General features: G+C 35.5%; 15 protein-coding genes. 8 read left to right on the top strand and 7 right to left on the bottom strand.

Annotation, left to right across the window (positions count from 1 at the left end):
* The first annotated feature begins 250 nt into the window (after nucleotides 1-250).
* The gene (locus tag H6W53_RS04150; RefSeq protein WP_185205003.1) at nucleotides 251-3,073 is read left to right on the top strand and encodes a GH92 family glycosyl hydrolase; all 2,823 of its coding nucleotides are present in this window, start codon (nucleotides 251-253) and stop codon (nucleotides 3,071-3,073) included.
* A 182-nt stretch (nucleotides 3,074-3,255) separates the two neighbouring features.
* Here H6W53_RS04150 and H6W53_RS04145 read toward each other — a convergent pair whose 3' ends face one another.
* Nucleotides 3,256-3,969 carry a phytanoyl-CoA dioxygenase family protein gene (locus tag H6W53_RS04145; RefSeq protein WP_185205002.1) on the bottom strand — a complete coding sequence of 238 codons (714 nt, stop codon included), beginning with the start codon at nucleotides 3,967-3,969 and terminating at the stop codon, nucleotides 3,256-3,258.
* 596 nt (nucleotides 3,970-4,565) lie between these two features.
* Nucleotides 4,566-5,816, bottom strand: a complete 1,251-nt coding sequence (locus tag H6W53_RS04140; protein WP_185205001.1) for a dicarboxylate/amino acid:cation symporter — start codon at nucleotides 5,814-5,816, stop codon at nucleotides 4,566-4,568.
* 224 nt (nucleotides 5,817-6,040) lie between these two features.
* Here H6W53_RS04140 and H6W53_RS04135 point away from each other — a divergent pair, with 224 nt between their 5' ends.
* The 4 genes from H6W53_RS04135 to H6W53_RS04120 all read left to right on the top strand — a co-directional run bounded on the left by H6W53_RS04135 (nucleotide 6,041) and on the right by H6W53_RS04120 (nucleotide 11,811).
* Entirely contained in the window at nucleotides 6,041-6,532 is a 492-nt protein-coding gene (locus tag H6W53_RS04135; RefSeq protein ID WP_087709183.1) for a BON domain-containing protein, read from the top strand.
* 7 nt (nucleotides 6,533-6,539) lie between these two features.
* Nucleotides 6,540-6,959, top strand: a complete 420-nt coding sequence (locus H6W53_RS04130; protein ID WP_076395538.1) for an SH3 domain-containing protein — start codon at nucleotides 6,540-6,542, stop codon at nucleotides 6,957-6,959.
* Between the two features lie 85 nt (nucleotides 6,960-7,044).
* Nucleotides 7,045-9,735, top strand: a complete 2,691-nt coding sequence (locus tag H6W53_RS04125; protein WP_185205000.1) for an outer membrane beta-barrel protein — start codon at nucleotides 7,045-7,047, stop codon at nucleotides 9,733-9,735.
* A gap of 216 nt (nucleotides 9,736-9,951) precedes the next feature.
* The gene (locus H6W53_RS04120) at nucleotides 9,952-11,811 is read left to right on the top strand and encodes a CocE/NonD family hydrolase (protein WP_185204999.1); all 1,860 of its coding nucleotides are present in this window, start codon (nucleotides 9,952-9,954) and stop codon (nucleotides 11,809-11,811) included.
* A gap of 653 nt (nucleotides 11,812-12,464) precedes the next feature.
* On the opposite strand, the gene H6W53_RS04115 is transcribed toward H6W53_RS04120, so the two are convergent.
* The 4 genes from H6W53_RS04115 to H6W53_RS04100 all read right to left on the bottom strand — a co-directional run bounded on the left by H6W53_RS04115 (nucleotide 12,465) and on the right by H6W53_RS04100 (nucleotide 15,458).
* Nucleotides 12,465-13,073, bottom strand: coding sequence for an alpha-ketoglutarate-dependent dioxygenase AlkB family protein (locus H6W53_RS04115; RefSeq protein ID WP_185205590.1), 609 nt, complete (start codon nucleotides 13,071-13,073; stop codon nucleotides 12,465-12,467).
* A 291-nt stretch (nucleotides 13,074-13,364) separates the two neighbouring features.
* Nucleotides 13,365-14,207 (bottom strand): bifunctional helix-turn-helix domain-containing protein/methylated-DNA--[protein]-cysteine S-methyltransferase, encoded by an 843-nt coding sequence (locus H6W53_RS04110; protein WP_185204998.1) that lies wholly within the window; start codon nucleotides 14,205-14,207, stop codon nucleotides 13,365-13,367.
* Nucleotides 14,208-14,273: 66 nt separating this feature from the next.
* Entirely contained in the window at nucleotides 14,274-15,131 is an 858-nt protein-coding gene (gene speB / locus H6W53_RS04105) for an agmatinase (RefSeq protein WP_185204997.1), read from the bottom strand.
* Between the two features lie 129 nt (nucleotides 15,132-15,260).
* On the bottom strand, nucleotides 15,261-15,458 hold the full coding sequence (locus H6W53_RS04100; protein WP_317048570.1) for a helix-turn-helix transcriptional regulator: 198 nt from the start codon (nucleotides 15,456-15,458) through the stop codon (nucleotides 15,261-15,263).
* Nucleotides 15,459-15,615: 157 nt separating this feature from the next.
* Here H6W53_RS04100 and H6W53_RS04095 point away from each other — a divergent pair, with 157 nt between their 5' ends.
* Both H6W53_RS04095 and H6W53_RS04090 read left to right on the top strand, forming a co-directional pair.
* A complete protein-coding gene (locus H6W53_RS04095) occupies nucleotides 15,616-15,840 on the top strand; it encodes a SymE family type I addiction module toxin (protein ID WP_185204996.1) in 225 nt (74 codons plus the stop codon).
* A 217-nt stretch (nucleotides 15,841-16,057) separates the two neighbouring features.
* Nucleotides 16,058-18,619 (top strand): DEAD/DEAH box helicase family protein, encoded by a 2,562-nt coding sequence (locus tag H6W53_RS04090; protein ID WP_185204995.1) that lies wholly within the window; start codon nucleotides 16,058-16,060, stop codon nucleotides 18,617-18,619.
* 60 nt (nucleotides 18,620-18,679) lie between these two features.
* On the opposite strand, the gene H6W53_RS21610 is transcribed toward H6W53_RS04090, so the two are convergent.
* Nucleotides 18,680-18,808, bottom strand: coding sequence for a hypothetical protein (locus H6W53_RS21610; protein WP_262889531.1), 129 nt, complete (start codon nucleotides 18,806-18,808; stop codon nucleotides 18,680-18,682).
* A gap of 38 nt (nucleotides 18,809-18,846) precedes the next feature.
* Between H6W53_RS21610 and H6W53_RS04085 the strand changes: the two genes are divergently transcribed.
* The gene (locus tag H6W53_RS04085; protein WP_185204994.1) at nucleotides 18,847-19,506 is read left to right on the top strand and encodes an HAD family hydrolase; all 660 of its coding nucleotides are present in this window, start codon (nucleotides 18,847-18,849) and stop codon (nucleotides 19,504-19,506) included.
* Nucleotides 19,507-19,572: the final 66 nt, after the last annotated feature.

Genomic DNA, 19,572 nt, shown 5'->3' with positions numbered 1-19,572 from the left:
TAAATTGTTTACAAATTTACGTAATTTTTAGCTATTTAGAATAAGTAAAGAGACTGATAGATATTTTCTTTTGAGAAAAAAAATTTAGTAAAAGCAAGCTTATTAAAAATAAATCATTTCCCTTCATTTAATCATAAAAAGGTTTCATAAGTCCTTATTAATTCGGCGCAAAGTGTATTTCCTCATTATTAATGAAATTTTGTTAGATTTGTTGAAATCTATATCTAGTAAAAATTACATCACCAAACCAATGAACTCTAAAAAATTCATCTTACTTTTTTTTCTTACTTCCCTTTGTATCAAAGCCCAGAATTATTCGCAGTATGTGAATCCGTTTATAGGAACCGGCGGTCATGGCCACACTTTTCCGGGAGCCATTGTTCCTTTCGGGATGGTTCAGCTTTCTCCCGATACAAGAATCGACGGAAGCTGGGACGGCTGCAGCGGCTATCATTATTCCGACTCTGTGATCTACGGATTTTCTCACACACACTTAAACGGAACCGGGGTTTCGGATTATGGTGATATTATGCTGATGCCTACTATGGGAAAACCGGGTTTAACGCCGAAAGAATATTCATCCAAATTTTCTCATAAAAACGAAAAAGCCACAGCAGGATTTTATTCTGTTAAATTAGACAAACATAACATTGACGTCCGTTTAACGACAACTAAAAGAGTCGGCTACCACGAATACACCTTCAACAATGCAGGAGATGCAAATATTATTTTAGATCTGAATCACAGAGATAAACTGCTGGAAGGCGAAGTAAAAATCATTGATGATAAAACGATTGAAGTTTTCCGAAGAAGTGAAGCGTGGGCAACAAACCAGTATATTTATGCAAGAATTGAGTTTTCTAAACCAATGTTAGAATCAAAAGTAATACAAGAACATGATTCACAAAGAGTTACTATACAACCAGGAAATTTTTATCATGGAACACAATTAAAAATTGCGTTTTCCAATAAAGTCAAAAAAGGCGAAAAAATTCTTGTAAAAGTTTCAATTTCTCCTACAGGATATGAAGGAGCAGCAAAAAATATGTTGGCTGAAGGAAAATCTAATGACTTTACAGCTATTGAGAAACAGGCTGTTGCAGACTGGAACAAAGAGTTATCTAAAATCGAGGTTAAATCTTCCGACAAAAATAAACTTGCCATTTTCTACACTGCAATGTATCACGTGTTCACACAACCGAACATCAATATGGATGTTGACGGAAAATACAGAGGGCGCGACAACAAATTCTACATGGCAAACGGATTCGATTATTACTCGGTTTTTTCACTTTGGGATACTTTTCGCGGAGCGCATCCTTTGATGACTTTAATCGACAGAAAAAGAACGGCAGATTTCATCAATACTTTCATTAAACAATACGAACAGGGCGGAAAACTTCCGGTTTGGGAACTGGCTTCCAACGAAACGGAATGCATGATCGGTTACCACGCAGTTTCCGTTATTGCCGATGCGATGGCAAAAGGAATTACAGGTTTCGATTATGAAAAGGCATTTCAGGCTTCTAAAAACTCTGCCATGCTTGATATTTTTGGGTTAAATGCCTACAAACAGAATAATTTCATCAGTATTGATGATGAGCATGAAAGTGTTTCCAAAACCGTAGAATATGCTTACGACGACTGGTGTATTGCCCAAATGGCTAAAATTTTAGGCAAAAAAGAAGACTATCAGTATTTCATGAAACGTTCCCAGAACTGGAAAAATCTTTACAATCCAAAGAACGGATTTATGCAGCCAAGAAAAAACGGAAACTGGTACGAACCTTTTGAGCCAAGAGAGGTTAACAATAATTACACGGAAGGAAATTCATGGCATTACTCCTACTCTGTTCAGCAGGATATTCCGGGACTGATCGCGGCGCATGGCGGAAAAGAGAAATTTGAACAGTTTATTGATGGTATTTTCTCTGCACCGGACAAAACCACAGGAAGAGAACAGGTGGATATTACCGGATTAATCGGACAATATGCACAGGGAAATGAACCGAGCCACCACATCGCTTATCTTTATAATTATGTAGGAAAGCCTGAGAAAACAGATGCAAAAATTAAATTCATCCTTGATAATTATTACAAAAACACACCGGACGGACTGATTGGAAATGAAGACTGCGGACAGATGAGCGCATGGTATATTCTGAGCGCGATGGGAATTTACTCTGTAACTCCCGGTTTACCGGAATGGCAGACGACGAAGCCATATTTTGATGAGGTTAAAATTCATCTGGAAGACGGAACAACGAGAATTATTACTCCCAATACAAACAGAGAAGAGCTTAAAAAACTTGGTTTTGAAAATGCAAAATCATTTAAAGATTTTAAATATGATGAATTAACGGCATCTCCGGTTATTTCTGCATCAAGAATTTTCGACCTGAATACAAAGGTTGAGATCACAGCGCTAAACCCGGATGATAAAATTTATTATATGACACTGGATGAAGGTGATGCAAACGTAAGAAAAATGTTTACCGCTTATAAAGGTCCTTTTACTATTACTAAAACCACTCAGGTTGCAGCATATGCGGAAAGAAATGGTGAAAAAAGTTCAATTATAAGAGCCAATTTCAACAGAAGACCGAATAACTGGGACATTACGGTAAATTCCACTCCTACTCCACAATATACAGCAAGCGGAAAATTATCATTAATCGACGGAATCAACGGTGATACCAACTGGAGAAAAGGTGAATGGCTGGGTTATCAGGGACAGACTTTTGAAGCAGTTATCGATATGAAATCGCCTCAACAGTTCACCCAGTTATCATCAACCTATCTTCAGGACAGCCGCGCATGGATTTTAATGCCTAAAAAAGTGGAATATTACGTTTCCAACAACGGAAAAGATTTTATTTTGCTGAAAACGGTTGAAAATATTTTAGATCCGAAAGATGAAACGGTTCAGGTAAAGGATTTTTCAACGGAGGTTCTTCCTACGCAGGCAAGATACGTAAAAGTGAAAGCCTATCATTTCGGGAAACTTCCTGAGTGGCATCAGGGAGCCGGCGGAGATGCTTATATCTTTGTGGATGAGATTTCTGTGAAATAATTTTTAAAATTTACTCTAAATAATAAACCTCTTTCGGCTTGAAAGAGGTTTTGTTTTTTTAATCTCGCAGATTTAGCAAATCTTGCTGATCTTTTTAATACAAACATCTGCAAAATCTATGTAATCTGCGGGAGAAAAAAGATTTCCCGCTTCGTTCTGAATAAAAACTTTGTAGTTAAAAATTAATTCATTCTTTCCGACCAGTTCAGTTCTGCGGGCAATTCCATATCAGAAAATTCAATGTGAATCACTCTTCTTTTTCTGCCGTTCGTGGTTCGGTTGGAACCGTGAAGAAGTAATGGTTTCATAATCATAATTCCACCTTTTTCGACGTTGCAGATGGTTTCGGTTTCCACATTCCAGTCGATGGTTTCCGGTCTGTAAATTCCTTTGGCGTGGGATTTAGGAATCACTTTCAGGGCTCCATTGTTTTCATTCGTTTCATCCAGATGAATTCTTATGGTGAAAATATTTTCCAAAATATTCAAAGGAGGCTGAACCGCAAACTGATTCTGTTTCGTTGTCCATGGTCCGAAATTTTCCAATTCCAGCTTTTTATCCACTGAAATCGTTAAATCCTGATGATACGCAACGTACCAGTTTGATTTTTCAGGTTTATCGAAATAAATGCTTTTTACCGCAAAATATTTTTCGCCGAAAATCTCTTTGATGATTGTTTTAATCTTATCATTAAAAATCAAATCTTTTACTTCCGGAATTTCCTTTAAAAACTGTCGGATGGCAAAAAGATCTTCCGACTTTCTGAAAGTTTCTTTAGAAGTATCTATATTTTGGATAACTTCACTGATCTTTTCAATTTCTTCATCGGAAAAAATCTGATCGATAACGGTAAAGCCGTTTTCTGTAATTGAGTTTTTATGATGTTGTAAATTCATTTGATTGTTTTGAATCTTATTTAACACAAAGATCGCAAAGATTATATTTAAAAGGATTGAAAATATTCTTCGTTCGCTAAGGCGTTTCACTCAGCAAATGATAAAAGTATCATTCTAGTTTTTATTATTGCTAATTTTTGAATTAAATTTCTTTAAATGGAGCTGTCATTCTGATCGAAGCGCAACGGAGGGAAGAATATTTTTATAAACGCTAAGATCGCGAAGATTTTATTTAATCGGATTGAAAATATTTTTCGGTCGCAATGGCGTTTCACTCAGCAAATGATAAAAGTATCATTTTAATTTTTATCATTGTTAGTTTTTGAATTAAATTTCTTTAAATAGAATTTGTCATTCTGATCGAAGCGCAGCGGAGTGAAGAATCTATTTCTTAAAACAAAGATCGCAAAGATTTTATTTAATCGGATTGAAAATATTTTTCGGTCGCAATGGCGTTTCACTCAGCAAATGATAGCAAGATAACAAATCCTTTTCCGTTTATAAATATCTCAATTTCCTAAAAAATAAATGGTCAATAATGAAAATTAATAATTCACATTTCACAAACGACGTGAAATTGACTTTTCAACCATTAATTACAAATTCCCGCCATGATTTTCCAACTGTCCTTCCCACTTAGAAACCGCTGAGGTTGCCAAAGCATTTCCGAGAACGTTGGTCATACTTCTTCCCATATCGCAGAAATGGTCGATTGGCAGAATTAAAGCAATTCCTTCCGGCGGAATGCCGAACATGGAACAGGTTGCTACAATGATTACCAAAGAAGCTCTCGGAACTCCCGCAATTCCTTTTGAAGTTAGCATTAATACCAGAAGCATCGTAATCTGCTGTCCTACAGTCATTTCAATTCCGTAGATCTGAGCGATGAAAATTGATGCAAACGTCATGTACATCATGCTTCCGTCCAGATTGAAAGAGTATCCTAAAGGTAAAATAAACGACACTACTCTGTTATTACAGCCAAATCTTTCCAGTTCTTCCACCAGTTTCGGGAAAACGGCTTCCGAACTTGTTGTGGAAAAAGCAATCAGCAAAGGTTCTTTTATTCTTCTTAACAATTCTAAAAGACGGTTGCCTAAAATTAAATATCCAACCAGTAAAAGTACGAGCCAGAGTATTCCTAATGCAAAGAAAAAATCTCTTAAATAAATAGCATAGACTTTAAAAATCTCAAAACCGTTGGTGGCAACCACCGCTGCAATGGCTCCCAAAACTCCAAGCGGCGCAAACCACATGATATATCCTACCATTTTCAGGATTCCGTGTGCTATAATATCGAATAGTTTGATTACAGGCTGAGAATATTCTTCGCCTAAATTCGCAAGGGCAATTCCGAACATGATGGAAAATACCACGATCTGCAATACTTCATTGGTCGCAAACGCTTCGAAAATACTTTTAGGAATAATATGTTTTACAAAGTCTTCCATGGAAAATCCTTTGCTTGTTTTCAATAATTCTTCTGCGGAAGCTGCATCCTGAATCGGAAGCTTGGTTACGTGTCCCGGTTCAAGCCAGTTGACCAGAATCAACCCGATGAATAATGAAATTAATGACGCAGAAATAAACCACAACATGGCTTTCGTTCCTACTCTTCCGATCATTTTAATATCGCTCATTTTGGCAATTCCCACCACCAGAGTTGTGAAAACCAACGGAGCGATAATCATCTGAACAAGACGGATGAAAACTGTTCCCAGCAGTTTTATATTTTTAGAAAAAGATTCTGCACTTTCCGGAGCCTGTGTATGCACAACTCCACCGATTCCCACACCGATAACCAGTGCGATAATAATTGCTATAAAAAGTTTATTCTGTCCTTTCATATATATGTTTCAAGATTCGCAAATATAATATTTTTACAATTGGCGGAAAGATTTCATTTTCCCCAGAGATAATATTATGTTAAATTAAACGTGATTTAAAATTAATTATCTGATTAATAAAATATTGTATAAAAATTTACAAAAATTTATTTGAATTTTATCCTTTTGGTACAAATTTTATTATTACATTTACTTGTATTAACAACATTAAAAAATATACAACTATGAAAAAAACGATCGCAATGGCTGCATTAGCTATAGCTGTATCTTTCGGAGCTGTTTCTTGTAAAAAGAAAGTTTCTGATGCCGATCTTCAAACGCAGGCTACTACGGTAGTAACAGCAAATCCTAGTGCTTCTGTAGAGGTGAAGGACGGCGTTGCACACCTGAGCGGGACTTTCGAAACCCAGGAGGCAAAAGATGCAATGATTAAGCAACTGAAAGCCATTACCGGTGTTAAAGAAGTAATGGATATGGCGACTGTAGCTCCTGCTGCACCTGCTGTAGCTCCTGTGGAAACTAAAAGCGCAGTAGATCCGATGGTACAGCAAAAAGTACAGGATGCTGTAAAAGATATTCCGGGGGTAAAAGTTGAGGTAGTAAACGGAGAACTTACTCTTACAGGAAGCGTATCTTCTGCTGATGCAAGAAAAGTAAAAGAATCTGTAGATGCTTTGAAAGTGGGTAAAGTAAATTATAAGTATACTGTAAAATAATCCGGAGATGAGCACATTACAAGATAAATATTCAAGTGTAGTTTCTGCAGCTCAGTCTGCAGGGATTTCTAATCTTCAGGTTCAGGAACAGGACGGAATTCTTTACGTTTCAGGAAGTGCTTCCAACACAGCAGCGAAAGATGCGGTTTGGAATGCTTTAGGAGCAATTGATTCTACGTATTCTGCTTCAGACATCAATATTGATGTACAGGTTTCAGGTTTGGCAGCAGGTGCAGCTCTTACGGTTGCAACGGACGAATCTAATCTTAACATCAGACAGGAACCTTCTACGGATGCCGCAGTTGTAGGTAAAGCAGCAAAAGGTTCTTCCGTAACTTTGGTTGAGCAAACATCAGACGACTGGTGGAAAGTAAAAACTGAAGACGGACAGGAAGGTTATGCATACTCAAGATATTTGAGAGCTTAATTGTAAAGATTTAACAATATTTAAAATAGGAACATCCCTTTTCGGGGATGTTTTTTTTATATTTTAGCGCGTTCAAAAACATTCAATGAAGAAAATCTTATGGTTGCTGCTTTTTTTGTTTAGCTTTTTTATGCTGAATGGACAAAAGTACGTCATTAAAGGAAAAATTACAGATTTTGAAAAAAAACCTGTGGAGAATGCAACCATTTATCTTTTAAAACAGAAAGACTCTTCATTAGTCGATTATACAGCTTCTAACAGGGAAGGTCTGTTTACAATAAAAACCAAAGAACTTAATGAACCTACAATTCTACAGATTGACGCAGAAAAATTAATTTCTTACTCCACAAAATTCGATACCATCGACAAATCTATTAATCTGGGAGACATCCAGTTAGAAAAAAATCAGATTTCGGATATTGAAGAGGTAAAAATTACGGTTTCGCCGATAAAAATAAAGAAAGACACGATTGAATATAAAGCAAATGCCATCAAAGTACGTCCCGACAGTAATATTGAAGAACTACTCAAAAATATTAATGGCGTAGAGATCGACAACGATGGAAAAATTACCGTCAACGGAAAAGAAGCTGACCAGATCATGGTGAACGGAAAGCCTTTTTTCGATAAGGACGGAAAAATTGCCCTGAAAAACATTCCTGCGGACATCATCAAAAACATTCAGTTTACCACGACAAAAACCAAGGAAGAGGAACTTACGGGAAAAACGCCTAAATCGCAGAACAAAACCATTAATTTCAATATTGATGAGAAGAAAAACAAAGGCTGGGTTTCGAGAATTTCGGCTGGTTACGGCTCAGATAAACGGTATGACGAAAAAGGGCTGATTAATTATTTCAAGGATAAAACCAAGATCAGTTTGCTGGGTTATACCAATAATATCAATTCGCAGGGTGTTTCTATGGATGATGACAATGGTAAAAATTCAAAGCTGGGAATTCAGAAATCTTCGATGATCGGGGTGAATTACAGTGATAAACTGGGCAAGGAAGTCGAAATTGAGGAACTGGGAATCAAACGCAATACGACCAATCTTGAAACGGCATCAAAAGTTTCTAAAACCACTTTTCTTCCCGATTCCAACTTAAAAACAGATTCTGAAAACCAAGCTGAAAATGACAAAGAGCAATACACGCTGAATTCTACGCTGCGAATAAAGCCGGATACAATCAGTACGATTTCTTTTTCGCCGTCGTTTTCTTTTACAAAATCAAATAATTTCAGAACGGGAAATTCAGCGACTTTTAAGAATGATGAACTTTTAAATAAAAGCCAGTCTTCTACCGTAACGGATTCTGAAAACAACAGTTTCTCGCCTAATCTTCATTACGCAAGAAAATTCAGAAAGAAAAACCGAAGCTTTTATGCCGATTTAATTACTTCGATTCAGCAGAATAAAAACAATAACCTCAGCAATTCCGGTACTTTATTTTTTGAAAACGGAGTGGAAAATGTTGCCAAAAGAGATGTAAGAAATCAGTTGAGCCAAAGTAAAAATCAGAATAACAATTATTCATTTAATGCAAAATATACGGAGCCTGTTTCGGATTCTGCAAGTGTGACGATGAGTATGGAGTATAATTCGAGAAATTCGGTGAATGAAAGAATTGTTAATGATTTTGATACCGCTACCGGAAAATATACGGTGTACAATCTGGCTTTATCCAACAGTTCGGATGAAAAAAACAATCAGCTTTCGCCGGAGATCAGTTTTAATTTAGATAAAAAAATGCTGAAAATGTGGACTTCTTTAGGTTTAAATCTTACGGATCTGAACTATCATTCCACTTTCAACGGACAAAATTATGAGCTTCAGAGAAATTTTGCGCTTCCGAAATACAATTTCGGACTGATTTACAACTTCAGCCAGACTTCAAATGTAAGTATTACCAATGTATCCTATTTCACCCTCCCATCTTCCGCAAACCTGATTCCTTATGTAGATGAATCCAATCCTCTGGTAACGTATAAAGGAAATCCTGATTTGAAAAACTCATGGATGAATTCTACGAATGTTTATTTCAACAATTATAATATTCAGAAAAATTTAAACTATTATTTCAATTTCAGTTTTGTGTACAATAACAACAACACAACCAATTATTCATATTACGATGATTCCGGAAAGCAGTTTGTGACTTACGCGAACATCAGCGGAAATAAAAGCGTCAATTTCATTGCAGGTTTAGGAAAAACGTATAAATGGGAAGATCATAAACTGAATGTAAGACCAAGATCAGGATTTAGTTACAGTTTTAACAGAGGTTTTATCAACGGACAGCAATTCACAGGAAACTCTTACAATTTCAGCCCGGGAATTAATCTTACCTATGAAAAAAAAGATAAAATTACGATCAAACCATCTTACAGCATCAATTATAATTTTTCTGAATATAAAAATTACAGCATTGAAAGCATCAAAAATACGTCCCAGAATTTTAGTCTGGAACTCACCAATTATTTCTTTCAGACTAATCTTGTTTTCGAAAATGATTTTGAATATAATACGAGTTCGAATATCGCACCCGGTTTCAAGAGAGATTTTTACTTTTTAAATTCAAGTGTAAGTTATACTTTTTTTAAAAAACAGCTTACTGCGCGTATAAAAGTGTATGATGTTCTCAACCAAAACCAAAGTGTCAACAGAACAATTTCCGCTTCCGGCGTGGAAGACCGGGAAGATTTGATATTGAAAAGATATGTGATGTTTTCTCTGGTGATGAAACTGAATAAATTTGGAGGGAAGAAGAAGTAATTTTATTTGAATTTTTTTGTTAAAATTTTTGATTAAATATTAAACTTAAAAAACCAAAGTGTTTAAATCTTTTGCATCTTTTGTGGTAAAGTTTAAAATAAAAGATCCATAAAATAATATTTAATTTAGATTCTTCCTTCGTCAGAATGACAACCTGTTGTTAAAACTTTATGCTAAAAACCATTTTATGATTAAATTAGCTGCAAATTTTAAACAATGAAGATTCACTTTTCGATTTTGTTTGTTTTTCTGTTTGTTTTTGGAAATTCTCAGACTAAACAGCAACCCGATACTTTTGTAAAGGACAATTTTATTAAAAAGGAAATGTATATCCCGATGCGTGATGGCGTAAAACTGTTTACTTCGGTGTACATTCCAAAGGACATTTCCAACAAAAACAAATATCCGTTTCTGATGCAGAGAACCTGCTACAGCGTTGCTCCTTATGGTGAAAACGAATATAAAACCAAACTGGGACCGAACCAATACCTGATGAAAGACAAATATATTTTTGTGTTTCAGGACGTTCGCGGAAGATACATGAGTGAAGGAACGTTCACCAATATGACGCCGCAGGTTGAAAGAAAAACAAAGAAAGATGTTGATGAAAGTACAGATACGTACGACACAATCGAGTGGTTATTGAAAAACATCAAAGACAACAACGGAAAAGTAGGACAATACGGAACTTCTTATCCCGGATTTTATACCGCAGTCGGAATTTTAGCTGAACATCCTGCTTTGGTAGCTTCTTCTCCACAGGCGCCGATTTCAGATTTCTGGAATGACGATTTTCTTCACAACGGAAGATTTATGATGGGCTATTTCAGAACTTTCCCTGTTTTCGGCGTTCAGAAAACGAAGCCGGAAAATAAAGCGTGGTATTCTGATTCTATGATTAAAGCTACTTCTGAAGACGGTCTGAAATTTTACAGAGACATGGGAACCTTGAAAGACGGTTATGAAAAATACTACAAGGATAATTTCTTCATGACGGAAATAATGAATCATACGAATTACGATGAATTCTGGCAGAAAAGAAGTCTTCTGCCTCATCTTAAAAACGTAAATCATGCGGTAATGACTGTGGGAGGATGGTTTGATGCGGAAGATCTTTCAGGACCTTTAAATATTTATAAAACCATTGAAAAAACAAGCCCGAAAGCGAAAAACACGATTGTAATGGGACCTTTCTCTCACGGAGCCTGGGCGTATGAACAGGGAAAACATTTCCACAACCAGATTTATTTCGGAGACAGCATTGCAACGTATTACCAAAAGAATGTGGAAACAAAATTCTTTAATCATTATCTGAAAGGAAATACAAAACAGGATGCAGGTTTACCGGAAGCATTAATGTACGACACCGGTGCAAAACAATGGAGAGAATTTGCAACCTATCCGCCAAAAGAAGCGCAGAAAGTGAATTTCTATTTATCGAAAGGAACTTTGAAAAACACAGCAGGACAAGGTTCTTCAGAATATTACAGCGATCCTAATAATCCGGTTTTAAGCTCTGATAATTTAAGAGATTTCAACGGTTTTACGCCAAGAAATTATATGTCGGAAGACCAGAGATTTGCAGAAGGAAGACCTGATGTTTTAACGTTTACAACGGATGTTCTAACGGATGACATTACGTTTGCAGGAGATATTATGGCAAAATTAAATATTGCTTCCACTTCTACGGATGCAGATTTTGCGGTAAAATTAATTGATGTTTATCCTGAAGATTTTAAACCTGCTGAGAAAAAAGACGGGGTGATCTATGGAAATTATCATCAGATGGTAAGAAGTGAAATTATGCCGGCAAGATTCAGAAATTCGAGAGAAAAAGCGGAAGCATTGGTTCCGAACCAGAAAACAGCGGTGAATTTCAGATTGCAGGATGTGGTGCATACTTTTAAAAAGGGACATAAAATCCAGATTCAGATTTCTTCAACGTGGTTCCCGCTTTTTGCGATCAACCCGCAGAAATTTATGGAAAACCCGAATTTTGCAACGAAGGAAGACTACACGAAAGCGTTTATCAAAGTTTTTGATGATAGTGCAATTGAAGTTGAGGTTTTGAAATAAATTTAAAAGCTGTTCGGTTTGAACAGCTTTTTTTATGTTTTTAGTTTCTCGCGGATTTAACAGATTGTGCAGATTTTTTTAACTCAATAATCCACTCAATTTACTTAATCTGCGGGAGATAATTATTCATCCAATTTGTCATCCTGAAAGGATCTCAACGATACATTAAAAAACTTTGTTTAGATGCTTTCAGCATGACAAACGTACTGTAAATCACCATTCAATTGTTCTGAAAGTTAAGTTTGAATAGCTTTTATTTTTTGGTCTCTCGCTGACTTAGCAGATTGTGCAGATTTTTCCACTCAATCATCTGCTAAATTTGCTTAATCTGCGGGAGATAATTATCCATCCAATGTCATTTTGAAAGGATCTCAACGATACATTGAAAACTTTGTTTAGATGCTTTCAGCATGACAAACATAGTGGAAATAAATCATCATTCAATTGTTCTGAAAGTTATTTTATTTTTTGGTTCTCGCTGACTTAGCAGGTTGTGCGGATTTTTTTAAACTTAATCATCTGCTAAACTTGCTTAATCTGCGGGAGATGATAATCATGCAACTTATCATCATAAAAAGATCTCAACGATACATTGAAAACTTTGTTTAGTTAATTTCAGCATGACAAATATACCGTAGATTAATGTAAATAAATCATTCTACAATGGTACGGAACGTAAGATTCACTCGCGGTGTTTTTACTTTTGTGGTTGGAGGAAGCCGGTGCAGCCAATTGTCCTGAGTTGTTCCTTTCATCACCAACAGACTTCCGTTTTCCAGAAATATTTCGGCTTTATCTTTTGTTGTTTTATGTTTAAATAAGAACTTTCTTTCCGCTCCGAAAGTCAGGGAAGCAATTGCTCCGTGTTTTTTTAAATCTTTTTCGGCATCACTGTGATACGCCATTCCTTCGCTTCCATCGTGGTATAAATTCAGAAGGCAGGAGTTGTAGGTTTCGCCAGTAATTTCTTCACATTTTTTCTTTAATTCCAATAATTCGGGCGTCCAGAATTTAGCATATTTTGTCCGTTTGGAATAGGTGTATTCGAAAGGTTTTTCACCGAACCATGCTACTTTTCTTTTGGTCAAAATTAATTTTCCGAAAATAACGGCTTCATCATTTTCCCACGGAATTTCATTAAACAGGTAATCGAAATAAAAATCAGCCTTTTCTTTGGATAACACTTTTCCGTAATAATGAACGGTTCCGTCTTTGGGAAGGATATTTAAAGGATAATCTGATACGTCTTCGAATAAACTCATCATGAAATTTAATGTTTTGTGATTAATGTTTCAAGTTCTTTGTCATTCCGTAGGAATCTAAGCTAAGTATTTTTAAATTTTAACCTCTAATAAATGATCCCAGATTCCTACAGAATGACAATATTTCGTTGATTTTTTTATTAAAATAAGTTTTAGGCTAAAGCCAATTTGGTCAATTGATTATTTTAAACGGGCTAAAGCCCGTTTCTATTGATGGAATAGTTTTATTTTTAAAATTTCAATCAAAATTATTAACTATTCGTAAAAAATTAGTGCAATTTGTGTTTGAAATCAAGAGTATATTTTTGAACTTTCCCAGCCGATAATCAGTTGTTTTCTCTCGCTTCCCCACATATAACCGCCGATTTTTCCGGTTGACTGAATTACTCTGTGACACGGAATTAAAAACGCAACAGGATTGCTGCCAATCGCGGTTCCGACAGCTCTTGAAGCATTTGGATTTCCAATTTTATCCGCCAGATTTCCATAGGTTGATAATTTCCCCATCGGAATGGTGAGAAGACTTTCCCAGACTTTTAACTGAAAATCTGTTCCTTTCAGATGGAGTTTTATGGTGTTCAGTTCCGACCAGTCTTTACTGAAAATAGAAAGGGCATTGTTCTGAAAATCATCCTTTCTTTCAAAAAAAGAAGCATTGGGAAATTTAGCCTGTAAATCTCCCAATGCTTTATGATGATCGGTTTCAAAAGCCATGTAGCAGATTCCTTTTTCTGTGGAAGCTGCAATTACTTTTCCAAAAGGACTTTCGGAAAAACTGTAATTGATGTTAAGGCTTTTTCCTCCGTTTTTATATTCTGCCGGAGACATTCCTTCTATTTTCACAAACAGATCGTGCAGTCTGCTTGTACTCGATAATCCTGTCTCGTAAGCCGTATCAAATAAACTCGCTTTTTCTTCCTTCAGCAAACTTTTGGCATGTTCCAGACTGATGAACTGCAAAAATTTCTTCGGACTTGTTCCTGCCCAGTCAGAAAACATCTTCTGAAAATGAGCCGGGCTCAAATGAATTTTCTCCGCCACTTCCTCCAGACTTGGCTGAAGCTTAAAATTGCTCCGGATATAGTCTATCGCTTTGGCAATTCTTTCGTAATCTATCTGATTCTGTGTAGACATAACATTGAATTTACCTCACAAATTTCCAAAGAATCTACGGCAGAAAAAATCCGTTTCCTGCGGAATTTAGTTGTTGTTATAGATATGATAGTAAGCAAGCATTTTGTAATATAACTTCGCCGCCAAGAACGCGCTTGGTTTTGCCATTGGAGAATCCATTAATTCTACAATATCAAAAGCGACAACGTTACATTTTTCGAATACTTTTCTTAATAATTCCAAAGTCGGATACCACTGTAAACCTCCCGGTTCCGGAGTTCCTGTTGACGGACAAAGTGAAGGATCGAAAGCATCAAGATCAATGGTGATGTACACATTTCCTGAAACTTTTTCCAAAACGTCGTTTACCCAGTTTTCGTTGTTGGCAATTTCATGAGCGAAAAATACTCTTCCTTCCGGTAAATATTCAACCTCTTCCACATCCATAGAACGGATTCCCACCTGTACCAGATTATGCTTCTGATTGGCTTCAAAAACCGCACATGCGTGGTTGGAAGTAGAACCGTGGAATTCCGGACGAAGATCTGTGTGAGCGTCCAACTGAAGAACGGTTAAATTCTCAAACTTCTCTCCTACCGCACGAATCGAACCGATAGAAACAGAGTGTTCTCCTCCGAAAAGGGTGAATAGTTTTCCGTCATTATTCAAAAGCTCTTTTGTTTTCTTGTAAACGGCTTCTGTCATGGCTTCCGGTGAAGAGTTTTCAGAAACTTCTCCTGCTAAATATACTCCTTCTAAATATGGTTCTGTCTGGGTTTCGATGTCATACAGCTCCATGTTTTCGGAAGCATCAAGGAATAATTCAGGACCTTTATCAGCTCCTTTTCCCCACGTTGAAGTTCCGTCGTAAGGAACAGTCACCAACATTACTTTCGAGTTTTCTAACGATGCATTTTCCTCTGGAATTCCTGCGTATGTTTTCATGTTTTATGTAAAAATTAAATGATTTCGGCAAAGATACAAAGAAGTTTGGAGAAGTTGGCGGGTGATGAATGGAACAACTTCATGAAGTCATCTGATAAATTTTAAAGTATGATAAATATAATTCGCAGATTATAATGTCGACACGAGTAATTCCCGAATATCCACTTTCAAAAATTTCGAGATTTCATAAAGGGTTTCAACAGAAGGCTGAACTTCATTCGTACACCAGCGAGAAACTGTTGACTCGGTTTTTCCCAAATGACGGGCTAACTCTTTACTGGTTTTGTTTTTTTCAACCAGAACAGATTTTATTCTATTTAAGTTCACTTTCGACACGATGACAATTTATTGACTTCTCCTGCAAATATCGTTAAAATTTAAACACTTGAAAATCAATGTAAAAAAGCAATAAATTATATTTTTACGATAATTTATTTTTACTAAAATATAATTTATTATACTTTTACAACAATAAACAACCATCATGAAGCAAGAAAAAAAATTTCAAAAATCGGGAATAAGACAATTAAAAGTGCATCAGAAATACATTTTAAGACCGTATCATCGGTATGTTGTATTTCCTGAAATCCGACTTTGCGGAAAATGGCTTCAGGAAACGGGTTTCAACTGTGGACAATCTGTGCTTGTTTGTCACAAGAAAAATAAAATTATCATCACTCTGAATAAGAAAATGAATTCTGATCGGTAAAAAGGTTTAGCACGGCTTTGAGAAAGTAAGAATGATAAAAAAATTACAAAATTATCTTCTAAATTTTATGAAATAACAAATTCCAATTTACGGAAAACCGTAATTATTAACAGGTTAGTTTTTTTATATTTGATATCATAATTTGTATTGGCGTAATGTGTTTATACTTGAGTTTACCACATCCAAAATTCGCTAAAACAAAGACACAGAAAAAAATATGGAATTAAAAGAAATCCGTGAAATTGTTAAGGAAATCATTTTTGACATTGAGAAAAATAAACTCAATCTGACTTATAGAAATTATGAAACTTTCTTAGAAAGGATTGGAATGGGCAAAAAGCGGAATTTCAAAATTCTAACCAAATTTGACTATCAATTCAAAAAACAAAATATTACACTTTGGTGCAGAAAAGAAGAAGTCAAAAAAATATCTTGGTTTAAAAAGGGTGAAACGGTAACTTTTAGAATGGCGGAAATTTCAGGAGCAACAAGTACAATGGAGAAAAAAGAGAAAAGTGTAAAATATGATTTTGCAGGAAAAATAAACATTGCAGATGCCGAAAGTGGAATTGTTCCTTACGATCACCAAGAAAAAGCATTTTATAATCTGAATCAAAAAATAATTAAGACCAATAAAAATCCTTTTGCAGGTTTGTTAGTTTTGCCAACCGGTGGCGGAAAAACTTTGACCGCTGCACATTGGATTGTAAAAAATTATTTAGATAAAGGTAAAAAAGTGCTTTGGTTGGCTCACAGACATGAACTTTTGGAACAAGCAAAAAGTACATTTGCCGACAAATTGGCTTTTAACGATATTTTTGAGAACAAAACATCTTTCAATTATCGTATCATTTCAGGCATTCACGATAAACCTATAAACATTAGAACTTCGGATGATTTAATTATTTCTAGCAAAGACAGTCTGAATGCAGGCTTCAACCATTTATATAAAAATTGGATTAAAGAAAACACTGAAGAAATATTTTTGGTTATTGACGAAGCACATCATTCAACTGCAAAAACCTATAGAAAATTAATTCAAAATATTCAAGAAAGTGTTTCGCATTTTCAAATGCTTGGATTAACTGCAACTCCTTTCAGAACGTCGGAAAGCGAACAAGGTTTATTGAAAAAAGTTTTTCCAGACGACATCGTTTATAAAATAGATTTACGGACTTTAATTCGTTTAGGTATTTTATCGGAACCACATTTTGAAGAAGTTGCTACCGGACTTAATTTCATCAAAGACTTATCCGAAGAACAAATTGAACAACTGAATTATTTTGACATTGACAGTATCGGAACAGGTATCGCCAAAACAATTGCAGAAAATGACGAGAGAAATTTAACGATTGTCAACAAATATTTACTCAACAAAGAAAAGTACAAGCAGACCATTGTTTTTGCATTAAACGTAGATAACGCAATTGCTTTAAATGCATTATTCAAAGATGCAGGTGTGAAATCTGACTATGTAATTTCCACCGTAAAAGACCAAGCAACCGGCGTAATCATTTCGAGCAAAGACAACAAAAATAAAATAGCCAAATTTAGAAACGAAGAAATTCAGGTTTTAATCAACGTAAATATTTTGACCGAAGGAACTGATGTTCCTAACGTTCAATCTATATTTTTAGCAAGACCTACAATTTCGTCCATTTTGATGACACAAATGATTGGACGTGGTTTGCGTGGTTTGAAAGCTGGTGGAACAAAGGAAGCTTATATCGTAAGTTTCATAGACGATTGGCAAAACCGAGTTTCTTGGGTTAATCCTGAAAAATTATTTATTGAAGATAATATTGACTTCAAGGATGTTGACAGAGAAACAAAAAAACAAATTTTGCGATTGGTTGCTATTAATAAAGTTGAAGAATTTGCAATTTTAACCAACAAAATTATTGACCCAGAAAAACGTGAAGAACTCGAAAAACTAAACTTTATCGAGCGTTTTCCAATGGGAATTTATCAGTTTAGATTTTTAGAACAATACAATGACGAAGAACCGATAGAAAGAAATTGTGAGGTTTTGGTTTATGATAATATCTTACAATCGTACACGGATTTCATAAACGCTTTACCAAGTTTCTTCGAGCACAATAATTTAACTGAAAGAGATGTTTTGGACGAAGACGAATTGGAAGAATTTGCAGAACAAATTGAAGAAGAATTTTTCAACGGAACCTTAAAATATCCTGCTTATCATTTGCAGGACATCAAAGATATTTTGCAGTATTACACTATTCAAGACGAAGTTCCTGTTTTCATTGAACTCAAAGACAGAGAAAAATATGATATTGACAAAATTGCTTCGGAAATTATTGACAAAGACCTTGGTGAAAAATCGCAAACAGAACTTATCAACACAATTTGGGACAGCAACGAATTGGAATGGCAAACGTTTTTCAACTTCGACAAACGCGGATTTTTAAGAGAAATTAATTTAGCAAAATCGAGAATAAATCATCCTGACCTTTTTCAACGAAAAGGTATTAAACCTACCGAAGAAAAAGAATTGAGAAGTTACGAAAAATTGAAACTTCACGAATTGAGAGAACAGGACCCGATTTATGAAAAATGGTTGCGTGATGAAGTCTTTAAGAAATTTACAGATAAAGACGGTTTTTATTTTAGTGCAGAAAGTGGTTACAAAAGCAAAAGCAAACTGGATTTTCAAGTTGACCATATCAAATCTATGCACAATGGCGGACTGACAATTTTAGAAAATTTACAATTATTAACAAGAAGCGAAAACGCTAAAAAAGGAAATAAAGATTAAACCCAATCAATGAAACAAAAATTTCAGAACGGAGGAAATTCCCGGATTGAATCATTTGTTTCAGGAAGCTACAACCGGAGCATTTTCAGAATATTCGGAAATTGAGCAGACGATTTCCCCGAAAGTGCTGACTGAAATGGTAGACTGGATTGCAAAACTTAAAAAGTAATCGAAAAATAGTTTCATCATTTCTGAAACGTTTATTATTTTAGTGAAAAAATTCAGATATGCCTTTAAAAGCTGTGCTGTTCGATATGGATGGCGTAATTGTGGATACGGAACCTCTGCACAGAAAAGCCTATTTTAAAACTTTTAATGATCTTGGAATCGACGTTTCGGAAGAGTTATACGCTTCATTTACCGGAGCTTCTACCAAAAGAGTCTGCGAAACTCTGATTCAAGAATTTAATCTAAAACAGACGTACGAAGACATTGCAAAAACCAAAAGAGATTATTTTAAGGAATACTTTTATAATGATGAAGAGTTTGACCTGATTTCAGGCGTAAGAGAACTGATCCAGCATTATTACGACAACGGGATCAGACTGATTCTCGCTTCTTCCGCAACGATGGCAACCATCAACATGGTTTTTGAAAAATTTGAACTTGAACCCTATTTTAGCGGAAAAATAAGCGGAGCCGACCTGAAGGAATCCAAACCTCATCCTGAAGTTTTTCTTCTTGCCGCAGAAATGGCCAATGAACCTGTAGAAAACTGTATGGTGATTGAAGATTCCACGAACGGGATTTTAGCATCGCATCGGGCAAATATTTTCTGTGCTGCGTACAGAAGTCCGCATTCTAAAAATCAGGATTATACGTTGGCAAATATTGTGGTTTCGGATTATGCCGAACTGGAACTGGATAAGATTTCAAAATATTTTTAAATAGAAAAAGCTCTCAGATATTGAGAGCTTTGTTTTATTATTAAACACCAATTACACAAATAATTT

Origin of the sequence: Chryseobacterium sp. C3, from assembly GCF_014218905.1 — a bacterium.
GTDB lineage: Bacteria > Bacteroidota > Bacteroidia > Flavobacteriales > Weeksellaceae > Chryseobacterium > Chryseobacterium mucoviscidosis.
Note: the sequence above shows the minus strand (reverse complement) of the source record. Positions and strands in the feature narration are given on the sequence as shown.

Excerpts from the sequence above, each read along its gene's own strand:
- H6W53_RS04110 (WP_185204998.1), bottom strand. The coding sequence starts at position 14,207 with ATGTCTACACAGAATCAGATAGATTACGAAAGAATTGCCAAAGCGATA.
- H6W53_RS04135 (WP_087709183.1), top strand. The coding sequence starts at position 6,041 with ATGAAAAAAACGATCGCAATGGCTGCATTAGCTATAGCTGTATCTTTC.
- H6W53_RS04130 (WP_076395538.1), top strand. The coding sequence starts at position 6,540 with ATGAGCACATTACAAGATAAATATTCAAGTGTAGTTTCTGCAGCTCAG.
- speB (WP_185204997.1), bottom strand. The coding sequence starts at position 15,131 with ATGAAAACATACGCAGGAATTCCAGAGGAAAATGCATCGTTAGAAAAC.
- H6W53_RS04095 (WP_185204996.1), top strand. The coding sequence starts at position 15,616 with ATGAAGCAAGAAAAAAAATTTCAAAAATCGGGAATAAGACAATTAAAA.
- H6W53_RS04115 (WP_185205590.1), bottom strand. The coding sequence starts at position 13,073 with ATGAGTTTATTCGAAGACGTATCAGATTATCCTTTAAATATCCTTCCC.
- H6W53_RS04120 (WP_185204999.1), top strand. The coding sequence starts at position 9,952 with ATGAAGATTCACTTTTCGATTTTGTTTGTTTTTCTGTTTGTTTTTGGA.
- H6W53_RS04150 (WP_185205003.1), top strand. The coding sequence starts at position 251 with ATGAACTCTAAAAAATTCATCTTACTTTTTTTTCTTACTTCCCTTTGT.
- H6W53_RS04085 (WP_185204994.1), top strand. The coding sequence starts at position 18,847 with ATGCCTTTAAAAGCTGTGCTGTTCGATATGGATGGCGTAATTGTGGAT.
- H6W53_RS04145 (WP_185205002.1), bottom strand. The coding sequence starts at position 3,969 with ATGAATTTACAACATCATAAAAACTCAATTACAGAAAACGGCTTTACC.
- H6W53_RS04125 (WP_185205000.1), top strand. The coding sequence starts at position 7,045 with ATGAAGAAAATCTTATGGTTGCTGCTTTTTTTGTTTAGCTTTTTTATG.
- H6W53_RS04140 (WP_185205001.1), bottom strand. The coding sequence starts at position 5,816 with ATGAAAGGACAGAATAAACTTTTTATAGCAATTATTATCGCACTGGTT.
- H6W53_RS21610 (WP_262889531.1), bottom strand. The coding sequence starts at position 18,808 with ATGATGAAACTATTTTTCGATTACTTTTTAAGTTTTGCAATCCAGTCT.
- H6W53_RS04090 (WP_185204995.1), top strand. The coding sequence starts at position 16,058 with ATGGAATTAAAAGAAATCCGTGAAATTGTTAAGGAAATCATTTTTGAC.